This window comes from Variovorax rhizosphaerae, assembly GCF_037889975.1.
GTDB lineage: Bacteria > Pseudomonadota > Gammaproteobacteria > Burkholderiales > Burkholderiaceae_C > Variovorax > Variovorax rhizosphaerae.
In genome coordinates, this window is sequence record NZ_JBBKZT010000013.1 from 201,064 (window position 1) to 218,633 (window position 17,570).

The 17,570-nt window shown below is 62.3% G+C and carries 15 protein-coding genes and 2 pseudogenes; 9 read left to right on the top strand and 8 right to left on the bottom strand.

The genetic code is table 11. The features are described from left to right. Positions 1 to 6: 6 nt before the first annotated feature. The 3 genes from WKW82_RS26370 to WKW82_RS26380 are packed head-to-tail and all read left to right on the top strand — an operon-like array spanning position 7 to position 3,956. Positions 7 to 1,302, top strand: a complete 1,296-nt coding sequence (locus WKW82_RS26370; protein WP_340345438.1) for an AAA family ATPase — start codon at positions 7 to 9, stop codon at positions 1,300 to 1,302. Beyond that, positions 1,299 to 2,291 carry a hypothetical protein gene (locus tag WKW82_RS26375; RefSeq protein WP_340345439.1) on the top strand — a complete coding sequence of 331 codons (993 nt, stop codon included), beginning with the start codon at positions 1,299 to 1,301 and terminating at the stop codon, positions 2,289 to 2,291. The genes WKW82_RS26370 and WKW82_RS26375 overlap by 4 nt, the downstream gene beginning before the upstream one ends. Before the next feature lie 6 nt (positions 2,292 to 2,297). Continuing rightward, a complete protein-coding gene (locus WKW82_RS26380; RefSeq protein ID WP_340345441.1) occupies positions 2,298 to 3,956 on the top strand; it encodes a DUF262 domain-containing protein in 1,659 nt (552 codons plus the stop codon). A gap of 693 nt (positions 3,957 to 4,649) precedes the next feature. On the opposite strand, the gene WKW82_RS26385 is transcribed toward WKW82_RS26380, so the two are convergent. Next, complete coding sequence (locus WKW82_RS26385; RefSeq protein WP_340345442.1) at positions 4,650 to 6,239, bottom strand: caspase family protein; 1,590 nt, start codon at positions 6,237 to 6,239, stop codon at positions 4,650 to 4,652. 627 nt (positions 6,240 to 6,866) lie between these two features. Here WKW82_RS26385 and WKW82_RS26390 point away from each other — a divergent pair. Together WKW82_RS26390 and WKW82_RS26395 are read left to right on the top strand one after the other, a co-directional pair. Further along, positions 6,867 to 7,532 (top strand): annotated as a pseudogene (locus tag WKW82_RS26390) (TerC family protein); the annotation flags it as partial. Positions 7,533 to 7,601: 69 nt separating this feature from the next. Beyond that, a complete protein-coding gene (locus WKW82_RS26395; protein ID WP_340345498.1) occupies positions 7,602 to 8,024 on the top strand; it encodes a universal stress protein in 423 nt (140 codons plus the stop codon). Between the two features lie 22 nt (positions 8,025 to 8,046). Here WKW82_RS26395 and WKW82_RS26400 read toward each other — a convergent pair whose 3' ends face one another. Further along, on the bottom strand, positions 8,047 to 9,054 hold the full coding sequence (locus WKW82_RS26400; RefSeq protein WP_340345443.1) for a LysR substrate-binding domain-containing protein: 1,008 nt from the start codon (positions 9,052 to 9,054) through the stop codon (positions 8,047 to 8,049). Between the two features lie 104 nt (positions 9,055 to 9,158). On the opposite strand from WKW82_RS26400, the gene WKW82_RS26405 reads away from it, so the two are divergent. Both WKW82_RS26405 and WKW82_RS26410 read left to right on the top strand, forming a co-directional pair. Further along, the gene (locus WKW82_RS26405; protein WP_340345444.1) at positions 9,159 to 9,431 is read left to right on the top strand and encodes a DUF4242 domain-containing protein; all 273 of its coding nucleotides are present in this window, start codon (positions 9,159 to 9,161) and stop codon (positions 9,429 to 9,431) included. Positions 9,432 to 9,570: 139 nt separating this feature from the next. Next, positions 9,571 to 10,159 (top strand): annotated as a pseudogene (locus WKW82_RS26410) (aminotransferase class I/II-fold pyridoxal phosphate-dependent enzyme); the annotation flags it as partial. Positions 10,160 to 10,283: 124 nt separating this feature from the next. Here WKW82_RS26410 and WKW82_RS26415 read toward each other — a convergent pair. Beyond that, positions 10,284 to 12,572, bottom strand: a complete 2,289-nt coding sequence (locus WKW82_RS26415; RefSeq protein WP_340345446.1) for a molybdopterin-dependent oxidoreductase — start codon at positions 12,570 to 12,572, stop codon at positions 10,284 to 10,286. A gap of 488 nt (positions 12,573 to 13,060) precedes the next feature. Between WKW82_RS26415 and chrA the strand changes: the two genes are divergently transcribed. Together chrA and WKW82_RS26425 are read left to right on the top strand one after the other, a co-directional pair. Beyond that, positions 13,061 to 14,314, top strand: coding sequence for a chromate efflux transporter (gene chrA, locus WKW82_RS26420; protein ID WP_340345500.1), 1,254 nt, complete (start codon positions 13,061 to 13,063; stop codon positions 14,312 to 14,314). 19 nt (positions 14,315 to 14,333) lie between these two features. Then, entirely contained in the window at positions 14,334 to 14,654 is a 321-nt protein-coding gene (locus WKW82_RS26425; RefSeq protein ID WP_340345501.1) for a YnfA family protein, read from the top strand. Here the strand turns inward: WKW82_RS26425 and arsB are convergent. From arsB to WKW82_RS26450, 5 genes are read right to left on the bottom strand one after another with little or no spacing between them, the layout of a single operon-like run. Beyond that, positions 14,632 to 15,726: an ACR3 family arsenite efflux transporter gene (gene arsB / locus WKW82_RS26430; RefSeq protein ID WP_340345447.1), complete on the bottom strand. Its 1,095-nt coding sequence runs from the start codon at positions 15,724 to 15,726 to the stop codon at positions 14,632 to 14,634. The genes WKW82_RS26425 and arsB overlap by 23 nt on opposite strands. A gap of 8 nt (positions 15,727 to 15,734) precedes the next feature. After that, positions 15,735 to 16,229, bottom strand: coding sequence for an arsenate reductase ArsC (locus WKW82_RS26435; protein WP_340345448.1), 495 nt, complete (start codon positions 16,227 to 16,229; stop codon positions 15,735 to 15,737). Continuing rightward, positions 16,226 to 16,678 carry an arsenic resistance N-acetyltransferase ArsN2 gene (arsN2, locus tag WKW82_RS26440; protein WP_340345449.1) on the bottom strand — a complete coding sequence of 151 codons (453 nt, stop codon included), beginning with the start codon at positions 16,676 to 16,678 and terminating at the stop codon, positions 16,226 to 16,228. The genes WKW82_RS26435 and arsN2 overlap by 4 nt, the downstream gene beginning before the upstream one ends. 15 nt (positions 16,679 to 16,693) lie before the next feature. Beyond that, positions 16,694 to 17,176 carry an ArsI/CadI family heavy metal resistance metalloenzyme gene (locus WKW82_RS26445; protein ID WP_340345451.1) on the bottom strand — a complete coding sequence of 161 codons (483 nt, stop codon included), beginning with the start codon at positions 17,174 to 17,176 and terminating at the stop codon, positions 16,694 to 16,696. 10 nt (positions 17,177 to 17,186) lie between these two features. Beyond that, entirely contained in the window at positions 17,187 to 17,510 is a 324-nt protein-coding gene (locus WKW82_RS26450; protein WP_340345453.1) for an ArsR/SmtB family transcription factor, read from the bottom strand. Between the last annotated feature and the right edge of the window lie 60 nt (positions 17,511 to 17,570).

Below are 17,570 nucleotides of genomic sequence, written 5' to 3' on the forward strand. Positions count from 1 at the left end.
TGCCGGATGCGCACCAAGCCCCTACCAGAGTCAGGCGCAGAAACCTGTAAAGTTTGGGGGTCAGTCAATCTCCGCGAAGCTGTCAAAGCTGCGCACTCCAAGGACCTCTGGGTGATCTCATCCTTCTCTGTAGAGAATTACCGCGCGTTCTCGCGTCTGCAGACGATCGAGTTGCGCCCGCTCACGTTGCTTTTCGGTTGGAACAGCGGCGGAAAGAGTGCGTTGCTTCGCTTCCTGCCGCTTCTTTCAGAATCCATCGCCGCCCACGGACCGCCAATCTGGCTTGGAGGGAATGTCGGCCGTGGGGCCAGTTGGTCGGATCTCGTTTGCAAAGTCAGCGAGTCGACACGGCTGCGATTCGGCCTCGTATGGGATAAAAGCCTAGCTCTTCAGGCTACATGGGATGTGGCGGGCGATATTCAGGGGAAGTGGCAGGAGGTGCGCGACCTAAAGGTGCAGCTTGGCGAAGCTGCGTTCTCTTGCGGTAGCAAAAAAGAAACTGAGAAAGATTGGCTAGGCCTCTATCCCCGAAATTCGGAGGGCGCCGCGCCGGGGGCCGTTTTAGCCGCGCTCGTTCTACTGCTTGGCCGACTGCGCGACGAAGTGCAATGGCTGAGCGGAATTCGCACGAAGCCACTGCGAGTTTTCTCATACGGCGGAGGCGCGATGCGCCATCTGAGCTTCAATGGTGGCGACGCCATGGACCAGTTGATCGCGGCGCATTTGCAGAGCCCTGACCACCCGCTTCTAGCCGCGCTCCAGACCTTCTTCGGTGCGTTGGGCGAGCGGCTGGCGCTTGATGAGTTGTCGGATGGCGTGTGGCGCGTCCTCCTGCAGCCCCTCGGGTCCCCGAAAGTTGGTGTGAACATCTGCGACACAGGCGAGGGCTACTCGCAAGTGCTACCTATCCTCGTCGCCCTGGCGCGAGCGTCCTCCAACGGCCCGCGCATTGTTTGCTTGGAGCAACCAGAGCTTCATCTGCACACACGGGCCCAAAGCGAACTGGCAAAGACGCTGGTCCGAACAGCCATCGCTGAGACGAAGCCAAGGTTGCTCGTTGAAACGCATTCAGAGGTCCTGCTAACCAGCGTTCAACTGGCGATCGCGAACGGCGAGATCCCTGCGGAAATGGTGCGGGTTTATTGGGTTGAATCGCGCAACGATGGAACAAGCGATGTTGTGCCCGTTGATTTCACGGCGGAAGGCAAGCCGACGACCACCGCTCTGGTTGGAGCATTTCGAGAGGCCGCGGACCTGGGGCAAGAGTTGATAGGCAAGCAGCTCGCGAAATTGCGTCCATGAAAGTAGTTGTTTCGGCCAAAGTGGTGACCGCGATCACCGGTACAGCCGACGCCCGCAAGCTCCATCAACTCCTAGCCTATGCGTGCGATGGCCGGCATGCTGTTCTCTTCGACGAGCCGACCGGTCTAGACGCTTGGCTCCAACAAGTTGATGAAGGAAGCCGCGCCGCTTATGTCGAAGCTTTGCGACTGTCCTCAAGGGCCGCGATCAGGCAGCCGGAGAATGCGGCAACCGTTTTCATCGAGGAGCGAGCCGATGGCGACTGGGGTGATCCGGTTGCCAAGCTCTCGCTCGATGACGCTCTCGCCCTCCTCAACCAGCCGCTCGGCGTGCTTGTCGAGAATAGCGAGAACGATTGGCATTTCTGTCGGGGAATGATGCGAACCTCTGAGCGCGAGATCGTGGATCGCGCGTTAGAGCGCTCGTGGATCACTGCCTTGCACGGAGGCGGAAGCACTTTGCCGGCGCAGTTGGAGATCCGGCTGTCGAAGGCAGCCGAAGGTCTGCGGACGTTTGTGCTCTTTGACAGCGATCGCCGGCATCCTTCCGAGCTGGACTTGACATGGGCGCCTGTCCCGCCTCAGTCATGCGAGGGTTTTAACGCGGAAAAAATCGTTCGCCCCAAGATGCCCGACAGATTCTGGATGTTGCAACGACGATTTATCGAATCCTACATGCCAAGAGCGCAAGTTTTGGCATCCGGCGTGGTGAAGGAAACTGCCGACGCGTTTTTCCGAATGGGCAGAGACGCGCGTTGGCACTTCAATATGAAACGGGGTTTCGACGCAGACGCCACGGCGGAGAATCTGGGACGAAGTCAGGATTTGTACGCCGCCTTGAGCCCCGAGGATTGGCAGATGCTCAAGGCAGGGCTTGGTCGCAAGCTCGCGGATCGCTATGAGCATGCGACTACGTCTGATTTCGATTGGGATGCCGATGCTCGCAGCGAATCGGAGTCTGCGATTCCGAACTTGATACGCCTTCTGTGAGAGCACATGTCTGATACTTTGACGGCCCTGGCCTCCGAGAACCTGAACCCTAGCTTGCGCAGCCTGCTGGAGGATGTCCAGCGAGGCCACATCCGAGTGCCCAGATTCCAGCGGCCCTTTGTTTGGACAGACTCCCAGAGATTAGAGCTTCTGCGGTCTGTGCGCGACAACATGCCGATCGGCTCACTGCTTGTCTGGAGAACGATCAAATTCAAGCTCGCGTCTTTCGCAACAGTTGGGCCGCAGGTCATCCCGCCCATTGCGCCCAATGCGCCGCCTACGGGGTGGCAGTACTTGCTGGACGGGCATCAGCGCGTGTCGACGTTGCTCGGTCTGCTGCTTCAACCTACCTTGACAGAGCCCGTGAGCTCTGTGCCGGAGGACTCGATCGACTGGGACATCCAATATGACTTGATCGATCTCGATTTCACCTTCCTGAGCAAGATCCAGAAGAAGGAATCTCACCGACCCATGCTGCCGCTGTGGACGCTGCTGGACGGGCGTCTGGTGAACCGGCACATGCGGGATTTGCGTCGGCAGGGCGCATCCGAAGGATGGACCGAGGAGCAGCTTGACGGTTGGGAGGAGCGCGCGGACCAACTTTCGTATCGGTTCCAGCAGTGTCGCATTCCCATCGTTGTCATGGTTTCAGACGATTTGGAATTGGCGGCTCGGACTTTCCAACGCATCAACAGTCTCGGGACTCCAATGGGCGAGGCGCATCTCGTCGCGGCGCTTACTTGGCGCTCTGACTTCGATCTACGGGAACGGCTGGATCAGTTGCGTCAGGAATTGCCGGCTGGATGGAGGGAGGCGGAAGACGGCCTGTTTCTGCAAGTCTGCAAGGGGCTCGCTGGTCTCGATATGACCAAATCCGGGCAGACCGAATTGGTCAAGCGACTGACGGACGACTCCAGCATTTTGGAGCGAGCGGGAACGGCGCTGTCTCGGGCTCTCGCTTGGCTCAGCGGTGAGCTTGGCGTGGTGCGGGAGGAGCTGTTGCCCTATGCGTTTCAAGTGGTTCTTTTGGCGGTGGAACTCGCTCGTAGGCCGGAGATTCGGCTTCCGGCGCCGCCGCTTGCCTCATGGTTTTGGCGGACTGGTTGGTCGGAGGTGTTCGCGACCTCGGCTTACAGAACCGTGAAGGAGGAGCAGGAAATCCTCGCGCGCTCTGTTGGAGGGGGCGATCAAGCCGCCTGGGCACGAGAGCAAGATCTGCCGGCAAGGTTCGATTTCCGCTCGGCCCGTGTTCGCCTCTTCGTGCTGCGACTGGCTAGACGGCCGGAATTGACCAATGCCCAAGGCCAAATTGCAAGCGGGACCGCGCTGTTAAGCAAGCATGGTCGTGAGGCGATGGTTCGCCTCTTCCCGGTTCCCCGCGGGGCCTCACCGTCTCTTAAGCAAAAACTTCAAGGCGCCGGGAATCGTTTCCTCGTGGACCCGAACTCAGATTGGTTCCTGCGAGATAGATTGAAGGTCGGGCCCGATTTGAGCGACATGGCTCTCGCCTCTCACTTCGTGGACACGGAATCGCTGCTCGCTCTGCGCGCCGGTCGGTTGGAGGAGTTCATTGGTAGGCGCGCGGAGGCTATGAACATTTGGGACCGCAACGAATTCGAGCTGGAGCAACAGGACTCGCGAGGCCCGGACAGCAAGGAGGTATAAAGGGCGGAGGGCCGACTACGAATGGCAGGCAAAGGAAGGATCGAGATTTTTGCCGCGCTCAGGCCGAGTTTCTGGGGCACTGAGAATTGCCACTTCCTATGTACGCTGGAAGGTTGTCAATTCGCGCGCTTTCGAGCCAACGTGACGCGGTGTTGCCGTGCATCGTTATTTCGCTTCGCATAATGGGCAGACGCGCTCTAAGGGGACGCACCGTCGCTGGCTCCATCGCTGAACGACCGCTTCAGGCGCCGACTCCCAAGCATTCTAGGACTGCAACGGGTCGCCAGTGAACAGGGCGTTTGGGCTGACGCCCTTGCACGTGACAGGCGCCCACTGCGCGCGTCAAAATCGGCCGGCTATCCTGCGCTCGCTAAGCTAGGCGTTCGTACGTCTGCGACTCGCGCATTACCGGTTGCACGACCGCGTGGATCGACTGACGGTACCGTTGCCGAGCCGGCGCTCATTTCGCTATCATGAGATCGCGCCCCGTCCGCCTCGCGCGGCAGTTGCGGCGTATCCGGCGGCACTTAACATAAATCGGATTTAACACCTCGCTGTCTGTAGGCCCCGAGTAGTAATGTCCGTTTTCTCCCGCATCGAAATGTCGCGTTGTGTCGCCCCGATTTGTGGGACCCGAGATACAGAGATGGCAACACCGCGGCAGATATCACCAACCTCCCCCAGATGAAATCGCTAACGAGGCGACCGCTGCAGAGACACCAGCGAGTCGGTTTCATCAAGAATGCGCCCACCGTCGGAAAAAATAGTTAGTTCGGTCTTGAGGCTATACATAGTCTGCGGGTCGATCCAGTAAGTTCCCACCATTGTGTTTGTCCTCCTTCGGCCGGTCGCTGCCCCTTTCCGCTCGATTCGAAATGCCATGTAGCGGCCGGCCGGAATCATCACCTCTTCAATGCGGGTGACATGAAAGTCCCAGAAGTTGTGCGTTGTCCTACCGTCAGGGTGCTTCAGAGTAAATGCGGAGCGCCATCTCTTGCCTACTTCGAGATCGGCGGGGACTAGCAGCAGCCCAGGATCTCTGGTGCCAAACCGGTCCGTGATCAGCGATCCCATCTGGTCCCTGACCGAACGACCCGAATCAAAAACGACCTGCTTGTCATCCGCCGCAGTCACCCTAACCTTGTAGACAAACTTATTGCGTGTCATGCGATCTTCCCGCTCGTATTCGAACGCATCGCCCACCTCGAACCGGCGCCTTCCACTTTGCAGAGCAGGGGGTTCGTTCTTCTTCGGTTGAGCCTCTATTGCCGGCTTCTCCAATTGGTCAAGCCTGAACTGCGCCTGCTCACTCATGTAGCCATTAGGATGCGCCTTAAGGTAAGCGAAGAAGTCATCAGGTTTGGCGGATTCGCGGATGCGGTCCCAATCTGACCGCTCGCCTTCAAACTCAGCCTGTTGATTTTCTAGCGCTTCCAAGCTACCCGGCTCCAGCGCAGCCACGACCACCGCCTTCGGCGCTCCTCCAAAGTAGAAATCCTCTTCCAGGCTGGTCGACTCCCAAGGGATCTGCCGGCCCTTGCTTTGTTGGCGCACATTCGTTCGTACGCGCTTGAAGACATCTTCGATTTTGGCTTGCGGCTTCCTGAGTTCCTCGATCAGGTACTGCGTGTAGAGTCCGTGACCTGTGGCTTCGGAGCCATCCCGCGCCACGTTGCCTGGGGCTGTTGCGTAAGCCAAGAAAGTCCCGGTCGGCGCATCCAGAGGCGCTAAGCCCTTTCCGCTGGCCGTGGCGGAAAATGGATTGTCCCTGCATGCGTCTAGAATCACAATGTTCATGCGGGTCCGGGCCGACTTGAAAGCAGTCATGACGCTCTCGACATCGACTGTCTGACCCGGCACATCCTGCGCGCTGGCGAGTTTGGCGTCGATGGGAACCATATAGTTTCGCCAGTCGAGTTGCATCGCGTGGCCGGCGTAATAAAACATCGCGACGCCCTGCTTTCCGGCGAGAGCGCGCCGCGTCGTTTCGATAGCCGAAGCCATCTGGCCGTGCGAAGCGTCGTTAACCTCGATGACTTGGAAGCCGAGGTCGCGAAGCGCGCTGCCCATTGCACGCGCGTCATTGATTGAGTTGACCAACGGCGCCGCGTGATAGGCCGCATTACCAATGACCAGTGCCACACGGACGTTCGCAGGAGCCTGCGCTTCGGCTGTGATAAGCGTCAGCGCCGATGCGAGGACCCCGACCGCAAGAGATCGAATCAATCCGGCCGCACGCGTCGGACCTGTCAGGACGCCTCGATACGGGTCGCGGTCTGCCATGGCCGAATCCGTTGTGTAGGTTGTTATCGAAAGATTATGGCGGCACGGCATGTTTGCATGCAAGCGAGCTGGCTGGCCCGCCGAAACCAACTATTCGACAACGTTACGACGGCCATGCGACAGCGGGGGCGAACCGTGTTGCCGAGTATGCGGTCGGCCGTTTGATCGACGATCAGAACGCCGCTTACGGGCTGGGCGATCCGGCCGCTGCTTACCGTAAGCAACGAAACTGAGCGCACCCCTACTTAGAGGTGGTGGGGTTACGCGCCTGGCGCACTCGGCCCAGACCGCTTCGGTGCGCCGGTTGCTTCCGCGGATCTTTCGGACCTCCTGCTTGGTCGCCGTTCCCGCGATCAACGCCTCGGTGATAGTGCCGATTGCCATTACGTCCTTGGAGGCTAGTCGCTCCAATCCGGTGACGCGACCTCTACTGGACGACGAATCACGCTCCGGGCTCTGACGCACGCTGCGAGCAGCAAGACAACGATCGCCTGCCCAGGAGGCAGCGGCCTTCACCATCTTCCTCTACCCGCGTATGCTCGCATGCGCCCCCACATCGACGTCCACCTGGACAGCGGCCAGCAAATAACGGTGGATGGCTTTTCGCACCAGCAACTTGGAAAGCAAATGAACTACGCAAGTCCTGAGTTCTGGATCGCGCTGCTGCAGATCATCGGTGTGAACATCGTGCTGTCGGGCGACAACGCGGTGGTCATCGCGCTGGCCGCGCGCGGATTGCCGGTCGATCAGCAGAAGCGCGCCATCCTGTGGGGCAGTGCCGCGGCGGTGGTGATGCGGATCGGCCTGACGATCGTCGCCGTCGAACTGCTGCGGCTGCCCTACCTCAAACTGGTCGGCGCGGCGCTCCTGCTCTGGATCGCGGTCCAGTTGCTAGTCCCCGAGGAAGAGGGTGACGGCCATGGCGGCGGCGGCACCAGCCTGGCCGCAGCGATCAAGACCATCCTGCTCGCCGACTTGGTAATGAGCCTGGACAACGTCATCGCGGTGGCGGCGGCTGCAAAGGGCAATACGGTGCTGCTGGTCCTCGGCCTGGCCATCTCGATTCCCCTGGTGGTGTTCGCAAGCCGCCTGCTGCTGACCTTGATGGATCGTTTTCCGATCATCATCACGCTCGGCGCCGCACTGCTCGGCTGGGTGGCTGGCGACATGGCGGTCACCGACCCGATCGACAAGCCCTGGGTCGACCTGAACGCGGCCTTCCTGCATTGGGGTGCGCCGGCTGCATGTGCGATCGGGGTGGTGCTGGTGGGCAAGTGGCTCGCGGCGCGCAAGGCCCCTACCGCAGTGGAGGCTGCGCATGCGCCGGTCGCGAGAGCTACCGGTGCCCCGGCGCTGCAGAACGTGCTTCTCGCAACGGACGGCTCGGAAGGCGCGCTGAATGCCGTGCAACGGCTCGTTGCATTGCGCGACGACCTGCGCGATGGCGTTGCACTGAACGTGCACCTGCTCAACGTGCAGCGCCCGGTCTCGGGCGACGTGTCACGCTTCGTCGCCAGCGGCACGCTCGAGGACTATCACCGGGAGCGCAGCGAACAAGCGCTCGTGCCGGCACGTGCGATGCTCGATGCCGCAGGCATCAAGTACGCGGATCATCGCCGCGTCGGCGACCCCGGAACCGTCATCGCCGAGTTGGCGCGAGCCGAAGACTGCGACTTGATCCTGATGGGCGCACGCGGCGTTGGAACGCACACCGGTGCGCTGCTCGGCTCGGTGGCGCGCAGCACGGTCGAACTTTCAGCCGCGCCGGTGATGCTGGTCAAGTAAGCACCGCATGGTCCACTCACCATTAGGCGAACGGCGCGCGACGCACCTCGTCCAGCAACCAGCGCTGGAATGCGGCCAGCCTGGCGCCGACCGGCTTGCCCTTGGGGCGGACGAAGTAGTAGGCAGCATCCGGATTCACCTTCGCTTCTTGTAGCTGCACGAGTTGTCCCGACGCCAGATCCTCCTGTAGCAGACCGCGGAAGAAGAGCGCCACGCCGTGACCATCCAGCGCGGCCCGACGCAGCGCGTGCGAGTCATCGATCACGATCACATCGAGCTTGCGTGAGACCGCATGGCCTGCATTGCGAAACCAGGCATCCCAATGCTGCCTGTCGAATTCACAGAGCAGCCGTTGGCGCTGCAGCGCCTGCAATGCCGAACCCCGTGCCAGTGCGTTGGCCAGGGCGGGGCTGCAGACGGCAACGAGTTCGCCAGTGAGCACCTTTCGCACTTCTGCTTCTTCCCAGTTTCCGTGGCCCCAACTGATACCGGCATCCACCCTGTCGTGCAGGAAGTCCGCAGGCTGATAGGCATGACGCAACTGAAGGTCGATGTCGGGATGCCGCTCCCACCAGCGCCCCAGCCGCGGCGTGAGCCATCGGGCAGAAAAGTAAGGCGCCACGCTGATGGTCAGCGTGTGTTCCGCTTCGGAGAGCGCCAGTTGGCTCACGGCACGCTCGAGCGTCTGCAAGCCGGCCGTGCATTCTGCGCAAAGGCGTTGGCCCTCTTCTGTCACTTCGATGCGGCGATGAAGCCGCCGCAGCAAGGCGATCCCGAGATGCTGTTCCAGGTGGCGGACATGATGGCTCAGGGCCGACTCCGTCACGCTCAATTCGTTCGCCGCGCGCTTGAAGCTTCCCTGCCGCGCAACGGCCTCGAAGGCGCGCAGTTGATTGATCAAAGTGGAGGACAAGCGCATGACGGACCATCCTACGCTTGAGCTGTACTCATGTGAAGGCGAAAGAAAGCGTTTGAGCATCAAAGCCGGAGTGAGCAATATTGACGCGACGGCGAGCTGAGCGAGACTCATCTGAATGCAGAGTCTTTCCACCCAGCCGTGCCGACCGGTCGCCTCGCTCGCAGCGTGGCCGCAGGTTCCCTCCATTGCTGCGGGCCTTCCTCAAGGAGAAATTCATGAAGCGCTACCTCATTGAACGCAACATCCCTGGCGTGGGAAATTTCGACAGCCAGCAACTCAAGGCCGCCTCGACGGTCTCCAATGCAGCGCTGGCCACGCTGTCGGGCAAGGTGCAATGGGTGCACTCCTACGTGGTCGACGACAAGACCTTCTGCGTCTACTTGGCCGACGACGAATCACTGGTACACGAGCACGCCACGCTCAGCGGCTTCCCCGCAAGCAAGGTATCCGAAGTGCGCCAAGTCATCGAGCCGATGACAGCGAATTGACAAGAAACGGAGCGCTGCGGCCCGGGCCGTCTCTTCACCTTGCCGCAATGGCTGTCGAGAGCAACCTCGAGGCCGGTTGCGCAAGAAGAGCACGGCCGAGTTACGGCCGGGTTTCACCCAACCCTGCCGAACCGCGAGTCTATGCTCCTCCGGGTCGCGCACCGGGCCTGGCCTGCCGGGCAAGACGCTGATCTCGCCCGGCGACAACGTAATCGTCGAAGGGCCGACCTTCCTGGCGACCATCAAGTGCTTTCGTTGTACGGAGCGCAGCTCATCAGCGCGCCGATCGACGCCAACGGTGTCAAGACCGAGGAGTTGAAGCACGGATCGCCGAGCACAGGCCAAAGTTCGTCTATCCGACCCGACCTTCGGCAATCCGAGCGGCGCGATGCTGTCACTGCAGCGCCGCAAAGCGCTGGAACTCGTCGTCAAGCACCAGATGCTGGTGGTCGAGGACGACCCCTACGGCGACCTGTACTTCAACGATGCGCCACCGCCTTCGATCCTGTCGCTCAGTCAGGGCGGGCCTGCGCATCGGCTGGATGATCGCACCGGCCGAGTTGCTCGCCAAAGCGACGATGTGCAAGCAGTTCAGCGACGCGCACACCATCACCTTCGCGCAAGCCACGGCGGGCCAATACTTCAAGAGCGGCCGCATGCCGGCCACGCTGACGAACGTGCGCAAGGTCTACGGTGAACGCGCCAGGACGATGGGCGCGGCACTGAAGCTGTGACGGGCGAGGCTGACAGTTGCCGATCGAATCCTATGCCCGGTTACCAGACGCCGCGTAGCCATGAGAACTCCTTCGATTCGACGAATCCTGCAGCGCGATCCGATGCAGTTTCTTACCGCTATTCCAGCGCCATGACCCGCGCCGGAACGTGCTTGTGCCAGGGCGTACCTGCGAACCAATCCCGATCCTCGTTCGAGGTCAACTCATTCGTTGACACGCCGGTGACCTGGGGTGGGCCACCCTCCTCGCCGTAGTCGAGGCCTTGCCCGTTGGGCAGCGACACGTGGCCTGGCCGCATGCGGTCGGACAACTCGACCAGCACCTTCGCCGATCCGCGCCCGGTGCTCAGCAAGGCCGCACCGCCGTTGACCACGCCGGCGCGGGCGGCATCGTCGGGGTGCATGCGCAGGGCACCGTTGCGGTCCTTGTTGCGCCAAGCTGGATTGCGAATGATGGTGTTGGCCGTGAACGAACGGCGCTCGCCCGCCGACAGCACCAGCGGAAATTCGGCCGAGCCGGTGGGCGCGGGCTCCGCGGCCAAGGCATCGAGTTCTTCGAACAGTTCGGGAATGGCCAACTGGATGCGGCCATTGGCAGTGGCCACGCGCTGGAAACTCTCGGCCCAATCGTCAATGGAGAACACCACCGCGCTGGGGCTGGCCAGCAGTGCATCGAACAAGGCGTCGGCGGCCTCGGGCGCCGGGCCATCGAAGCCGGCGCGCGCAATCGACGCCATCTGCTTCTGCGACGCCGTCTGGCAAACACCCCACAACGCTGCCGCTTCGGCGCTGCCCTCCGGCAGCAGCGGGCCGATGGCGCGATACAGCAACACCGGCGCAAGCACCTCGAGCTGGGGATCGGCACGCATCAGTCCCACGAATGCGCGGCGGAAATCGGCGCGACCCGCCTCCCATGCGGCACGCAGCGCTGCCACGGCCTCTTGCGGCAGCGCGCCCAACGCCTCGACCAGCCGAGCGTGCAGTTCCGCCTCACTGAACAGGCCGTCCAGCTGCGGCAGCAGCGCGCGGCGAACGTGAAAGTAGTTGTTCGGGAACTCGAAGTTGAAGAAGGTGGCTTCGGCCTTCTCGAACTGGCTCGCCACCGGCAGTACGTAGTGCGCCAGGCGCGCGCTCTCGGTCATCGCCACGTCGATCACGACCAGCAGGTCCAGCGCCGCCAACGCCTGACGCATGCGGGGGCCATCGGCCAGGGAGTGGGCCGGGTTGCCACTCTCAACAATCAGACCTCGGAAGCGTTGCGCATGGTCGGAGAGGATCTCGTCGGGAATGCTGTTGCAAGGCATCAGGCCGCCGATGATCGGCGCGCCGGTCACCGGCGTGCGCTTGAGACCCGCCGCACCGCCGTTGACGCCGCCGAACAGTGGCACCAAGCTGCTGGGCCGATAGGCCGCGCCCTTCTTGCCGAAGTGGCCCGTCAGCAACACCAGCAGCTTGTGCAGGTACGACACCAGCGTCGAATGCCGGTTCATCTGCACGCCCAGGTCCTCGAAGCTCGCGACGCTGCCGGCCCTAGCGATGCATCGGGCGGCCTGGCGGACGAGGGCTTCATCGACGCCCGCCTTGGCGCAGCATTCGGCGACCGAAACAGCGCTGAAGTGCGGCAGCACCTCGGCCACGCCGTCGGCATGCGCGGCGAGCCAATCGCGCGCGACCAAGTCTTCCTGCACCACCACGGCCACCATGGCCGTCAGCAGGTGCGCGTCGCCGCCCGGTTGCACGCGCAGGTGGAGGTCGGCGATCTCGGCGGTCTCGGTGAGGCGAGGATCGATCACGATCAACGTTCGCGCCGGGTCGCGCGCGATCTCGCGCAGCGTGACCCGGGCACGCGGTATGCCGTGCGAAAGCCAGGGGTTCTTGCCGATCAGCAGGCCCACCTCGCAATGCTCGAAGTCCGAACGCGTGATGCCGCCCAGCATGCAGCCGGCGACGAAGAATTCACCGGTCTTCTCCTGGGCCAGCGCGCTGCTCTGGTAGCGCATGCCAAGCACTGCGCGCGTGGCGCGGCTGTAGAGGCCGGGCAGGTGATTGCCCTGCCCGCCGCCACCGTAGTACAGGATGCTGGACCCGCCGTGGGTGTCACGCAGCGCGGCGAGCTTGCCGGCCACCTCGCGGATCGCCGTGTCCCAGTCGATCTCGTCGAAGCCGCCGTCGGCGCGACGGCGCAATGGCCGTGTCAAGCGGTGCGGGCCGTTCTGGTAGTAGTCCACGCGCGACGCCTTCTCGCACGCATAGCCCCTGGACGCGGGGTGCGCATCGTCACCGCGTACCCGGACCAGGTTGCGCCCTTGGGGTCCGCCCAGTTGAACCTCGATGCCGCAATTGCATTCGCACAGGATGCAGGCGTTGTGCTTCCAGTCGGACACCGGATGGTCAGTGGCAAGGCTCATGCAGGGTCTCCGGATTGGCGGGCCTGCGGCGAGCCCGGGCGCTGGAAGCGCTGTGAGACTATCTGATGCGGCTTCAACGTGCAACCAGTCGAACTTCGCGTTTGGCCCTCACGAACAGCCGCGCAGCCACACTTACGCTGAAGACTGACTGGTTGCGGTCTTTCGAATTTTCGAACAGAGCGACGGGGAGGTCTGAAAGCTGAATTTGACGACCTTGCCAGCGCATGACCGGTGTCCCTGGAACTCGGCGGCACATGCAGCGGCCGACGGAATCGCATTGGATGACCGCTTCGACAGATTGCGAAATGACGTTGGGGCCCGAAGTAGACATTGCATTGGAAACTTGACTTCCAAAGGCGGTTCATGTCCGCGCTCGACGAGGTCAGGATTGATCGGCCGGGCTTTGCATCAGGCGACATCGCATGTGTGGCGCGGCAAGTCATATTGATTTATTTTTTTTCTGAGGCCAAGCGGTAAGCTTTCGCTTGATGAGCCTCCGCCAGAAACAAGACACCAAAAGTGATGCCCGAACCGTCGCCGTTTCAGCAAGCAGCGCCACGCGCCCGGGCTCGGTCGTCGAGGTGTTCCTGGCCTTTCTGAAGCTCGGGCTGACCTCCTTCGGCGGCCCCGTCGCGCACCTGGGTTACTTTCGCACCGAGTTCGTCGAACGCCGGGCATGGCTGGACGACAAGAGCTACTCTGACCTGGTTGCGCTTTGCCAGTTTCTACCGGGGCCAGCGAGCAGCAAAGTTGGCATTGCATTGGGACTAGGGCGCGCAGGATGGTTGGGCGCGCTATGCGCATGGGCCGGCTTCACACTCCCGTCGGCCATTGCCCTCATCCTGTTTGCGATGGGCGTCACCCAATGGGCGGCGCTTGCGCGGTCCGGCGTGGTGCATGGCTTGAAGGTGGTCTCGGTCGCCGTCGTCGCACAGGCCGTCTGGGGGATGGCAAAGACGCTCTGCCCGGACCGCCTGAGGGCAGGCATCGCGATCGTTGCCGCCTTGCTGGTGCTTGCGATTCCATCGACGATGGGGCAAATCGGCGCCATCATCGCAGGCGCCATGGTTGGGCGATGGGCTGTCCAGCTCGGAGCCCTTCCGGTTGCGCAGCACCGCGACTATGGCGTGAGCAAGAAGACGGGTGCGGCGATGCTGCTGTTGTTTGCCTTGTTGCTGCTGCTGCTTCCGACTGTCGCGGCAACGGTCCATGTGCCGGCGCTGTCGGTCATCGCCTCCTTCTACCAATCAGGCGCACTTGTATTCGGAGGGGGCCACGTGGTGCTGCCGCTGCTGCAGGCGAGTGTCGTGCCCAGCGGCCTGGTCACCAATGACGCATTCCTTGCCGGCTACGGCGCGGCCCAAGCCGTGCCCGGTCCATTGTTCACGTTCGCGGCGTACCTCGGGGCGGTGATGACAGGCCCGCTGGGTGGGTGGATCGGCGGTTTGTCCCTTCTCGTCGCGATCTTTGTTCCCGGCTTTCTGATCATCGTCGGTGCGTTGCCGTTCTGGGAGCTTCTGCGCCAGCGCAGGGGCGTGCAACGTGCCCTGGCCGGGGTCAACGCTGCCGTGGTGGGTGTCCTGGCCGCCGCGCTGTACGACCCGGTATGGACGAGCGCGATCCATTCCCGGGCCGATTTCGGCCTTGCCTTGGGTGCGTTCGGCTTGCTGGTGTACGGGCGGCTGTCGCCGGTATGGGTCGTGGCGCTTGCAGCGGCGGCGGGTTGGCTGTTCGCGAACTGAGGCCAGCACAATGAGCGCGATGAAGACCTTCTTTTTGTTCGTGGTCACGGCCATCGCCGAAATCGTCGGCTGCTATCTGCCGTATCTCTGGCTCAAGCAAGGTCGATCGGTGCTCTGGCTCGTGCCCGCGGCGTTGAGCCTCGCACTTTTTGCCTGGCTTCTCACCTTGCATGAAACCGCCGCTGGTCGAGTTTATGCCGCGTACGGCGGCGTCTACATCGGCGTCGCCTTGATGTGGCTATGGGGCGTTGATCAGATTCGACCGACAGCCTGGGATCTGGCTGGTGCGGGTGTCGCGCTTGTCGGCATGGGCCTGATCATGTTTCAGCCCGCACGCTAGAAATGCCGCGCTCGTACCACCCCTGCGAGCGATTGACAACGGCGACCACCAGCAGCATCACAGGGACCTCGATGAGCACCCCGACCACCGTGGCGAGTGCCGCGCCCGACTGGAACCCGAACAGGCTGATGGCGGTGGCGACGGCCAGCTCGAAGAAGTTGCTTGCGCCGATCAACGCCGATGGCCCGGCGACGCAGTGCGCGACGCCCATCTTGCGATTGAGCCAATAGGCCAGTCCCGAATTCACAAGCACCTGGACCAAGATGGGCACGGCGAGCAGCGCGATCACCACGGGTTGCCGGATGATGGCCTCGCCCTGGAACGCGAACAGCAGCACCAGCGTCAGGAGCAGCGCAGAGATGGACCACGGCCCCAGCCTCGAGGCCACCGCCTGGAAATGCGCCGTCCCCTTCTTGAGGAGGTGCGAGCGCCACAGCTGCGCGATGATCACAGGCACCACGATGTACAGACCCACCGACGTCAGCAGCGTGTCCCAAGGAACGGTGATCGATGACAGCCCCAGCAGGAGCGCAACGATCGGCGCGAACGCCACCACCATGATCGCGTCGTTCAACGCCACTTGAGAGAGCGTGAAGTACGGATCGCCTTTGCAGAGTTGGCTCCAGACAAACACCATCGCCGTGCAAGGTGCGGCTGCCAGCAGGATCAGCCCTGCGATATAGCTGTCGAGTTGCGTTGGCGGAAGCATGGGTGCAAAGACGTGGCGGATGAAGATCCACCCCAGCAGCGCCATCGAAAACGGCTTGACGGCCCAGTTGATGAAGAGCGTCACACCGATGCCGCGCCAATGCGCCTTGACTTGTCCCAACGCCGCGAAGTCGATCTTCAGCAGCATCGGGATGATCATCACCCAGATCAACACGCCAACCGGCACGTTGACTTTCGCAATCTCAAGCGCGGCAATGCCCTTGAAAACGGACGGAAACCACTGGCCGAGTGCGATGCCGGTGACGATGCACAGCGCAACCCACACCGTGAGGTAGCGCTCGAAGAAGCCGATCGCCGGGGGCGCGGGCGAAGGAACACGGTCGACGGTTTGAGCGGTGGCCATTGACTTGATCAAGTCCTGGAAATGGTTGTCAGTGCGGCCTGCAGTTCGGCATCCGTCATCGACTCCATCGGCAATGCGAGGAGTTGAAGCATTCGGTAGGCGATGGCTTGCCGGGTCAGTTCGAAGGCGATGCGCTTGCCCTCGTCGCCTCCGGCCGCGTTGGACGGGTCGGCATAGCCCCAGTGCATCTTCACGGGGCTGCCAGGCCAATAGGGGCAGGTCTCGCGCGCTGCGCTGTCGCACACCGTGATGACCACGCGCATCACGGGCTTGTCATCGCCGACGAATTCATCCCAGCTCTTACTGCGATAGGAAGACACGTCAACGCCAGCGTTGGTCAACGCTTCCAGCGCGAAAGGGTTGAGCTTTCCACTGGGCGCACTTCCGGCGCTGAAGGCGCGAACATCCTTGCCGGCCGTGGCTGCAAGGTGATTCAACATGCCTTCGGCCAGCACGCTGCGCGCCGAGTTGTGCGTACAGAGGATGAGGACGTTGATGGTCATGGGGCGACAGTTGAAACTTGAAGCACGGCAAGGTTGCGCGACATGCATGTCGCGGATTGAGGGCAGATGCCCGTGAACTGGGTGCTGGAGCGGATTCCGGCCGGCGCCTCGCTCCTTGCGCAAGCTGTGTAGCCTTTGCTGGCGAAGAACGCCGAGGCGCTGGTTGTCAGAAGGAACAAGCGGCGCACGCCCGTTGCCAAAGCGTGCGATTCCATTTCTTGCAGCAACCCGGTGCCCAAGCCTTTCATGCGCGCGGCAGGGCTCACTGCCAATGACCTGAGCAAGCCCGCGTCGCCGGCTCGTTCGAGGCCAACGCAGCCGATGAGTTCGCCGGTATCCGTGCGTGCCGTCAGGAAATCGCACATGCTGGCGACCGTCAGGTCAGCCTCGGGTAGCTCGCAGCCACGGAGCAACGCTTGCACTGCGCCCAGATCGTCGGCGCTGGCCACCCTGAAGTTCATGGGTCAGCAGCAGGACGAAGCAGACTTCACCGGTCCTGCAGTCGTGCGAGGCGCGGCGCCAGCGCAGCATGCGCCGGCAGCGACGCCTTGTTCGACGGCGAGTGAGCGGCTTTCACCATAGACCTCGGCGCGCTCCAGCGTCCTGAACTGCTCCCAGGCGATGCCTTGGGGATCGGTCACCCAATGCTTCTCGCTCTTCGAGTAGCAGCAGACGGTCTCGCCATCGTCGAGCAGCGTTCGATCGGCCGATAGCGCACGCGACTTGAGCTCGGCAAGCTCGACCTCGTCGTCTGCCTGGATGCCCAGGTGATCCACACCGTGACCCTCGCCGCGCGTGGAGATTGCAAAGTTGACGCGTGGATCTTCCAGCATCCACTTGGCATAGTCGGCCTCGATGCGCGTGGGCGCGCTCGCGAACAGTTTCGAATAGAAGGCGACGCTCTGGGGCAGATCGTCGACGTGGACATGGACGTGGAAACGCTTCATAGGTTCTCCTTCAACATGCACAAGAGGTCGCAGGGTCGACGGCACAGGCTTGGCCTTGGCAACAGTTCTCGGTGAGGTAGCCGATCAGGCCATTCATGCGGTCGAAGCTCGCGCGATAGATCAGGTAGCGACCGTCGCGCTCTTGGGTCACGAGCGCGGAATGCACCAATTCCTTGAGGTGGAACGACAAGGTGGTTGCCGCGACGCCCAGGCTCTCAACGAGCGCGCCAGGCGTCATTCCGCCGGGCCCGGCGACGACCAAGGCACGGAATACCTGCAAGCGCACCGGCTGAGCCAAGGCGGCGAGGGATCTGACGACTTCGTTCTCTTCCATATTTCAATAATAGTTGGATAATGGAATACATGCAATCAAAAACGCCGACCATCAGTGCCA

Coding starts and splice junctions, on each gene's coding strand:
- WKW82_RS26435 (WP_340345448.1), bottom strand. CDS start 16,229: ATGACCATCAACGTCCTCATCCTCTGTACGCACAACTCGGCGCGCAGC.
- arsB (WP_340345447.1), bottom strand. CDS start 15,726: ATGGCCACCGCTCAAACCGTCGACCGTGTTCCTTCGCCCGCGCCCCCG.
- WKW82_RS26400 (WP_340345443.1), bottom strand. CDS start 9,054: ATGAGTCTCGCTCAGCTCGCCGTCGCGTCAATATTGCTCACTCCGGCT.
- WKW82_RS26370 (WP_340345438.1), top strand. CDS start 7: ATGCGCACCAAGCCCCTACCAGAGTCAGGCGCAGAAACCTGTAAAGTT.
- WKW82_RS26405 (WP_340345444.1), top strand. CDS start 9,159: ATGAAGCGCTACCTCATTGAACGCAACATCCCTGGCGTGGGAAATTTC.
- WKW82_RS26425 (WP_340345501.1), top strand. CDS start 14,334: ATGAAGACCTTCTTTTTGTTCGTGGTCACGGCCATCGCCGAAATCGTC.
- WKW82_RS26445 (WP_340345451.1), bottom strand. CDS start 17,176: ATGAAGCGTTTCCACGTCCATGTCCACGTCGACGATCTGCCCCAGAGC.
- WKW82_RS26380 (WP_340345441.1), top strand. CDS start 2,298: ATGTCTGATACTTTGACGGCCCTGGCCTCCGAGAACCTGAACCCTAGC.
- WKW82_RS26385 (WP_340345442.1), bottom strand. CDS start 6,239: ATGGCAGACCGCGACCCGTATCGAGGCGTCCTGACAGGTCCGACGCGT.
- WKW82_RS26375 (WP_340345439.1), top strand. CDS start 1,299: ATGAAAGTAGTTGTTTCGGCCAAAGTGGTGACCGCGATCACCGGTACA.
- WKW82_RS26450 (WP_340345453.1), bottom strand. CDS start 17,510: ATGGAAGAGAACGAAGTCGTCAGATCCCTCGCCGCCTTGGCTCAGCCG.
- chrA (WP_340345500.1), top strand. CDS start 13,061: ATGAGCCTCCGCCAGAAACAAGACACCAAAAGTGATGCCCGAACCGTC.
- WKW82_RS26415 (WP_340345446.1), bottom strand. CDS start 12,572: ATGAGCCTTGCCACTGACCATCCGGTGTCCGACTGGAAGCACAACGCC.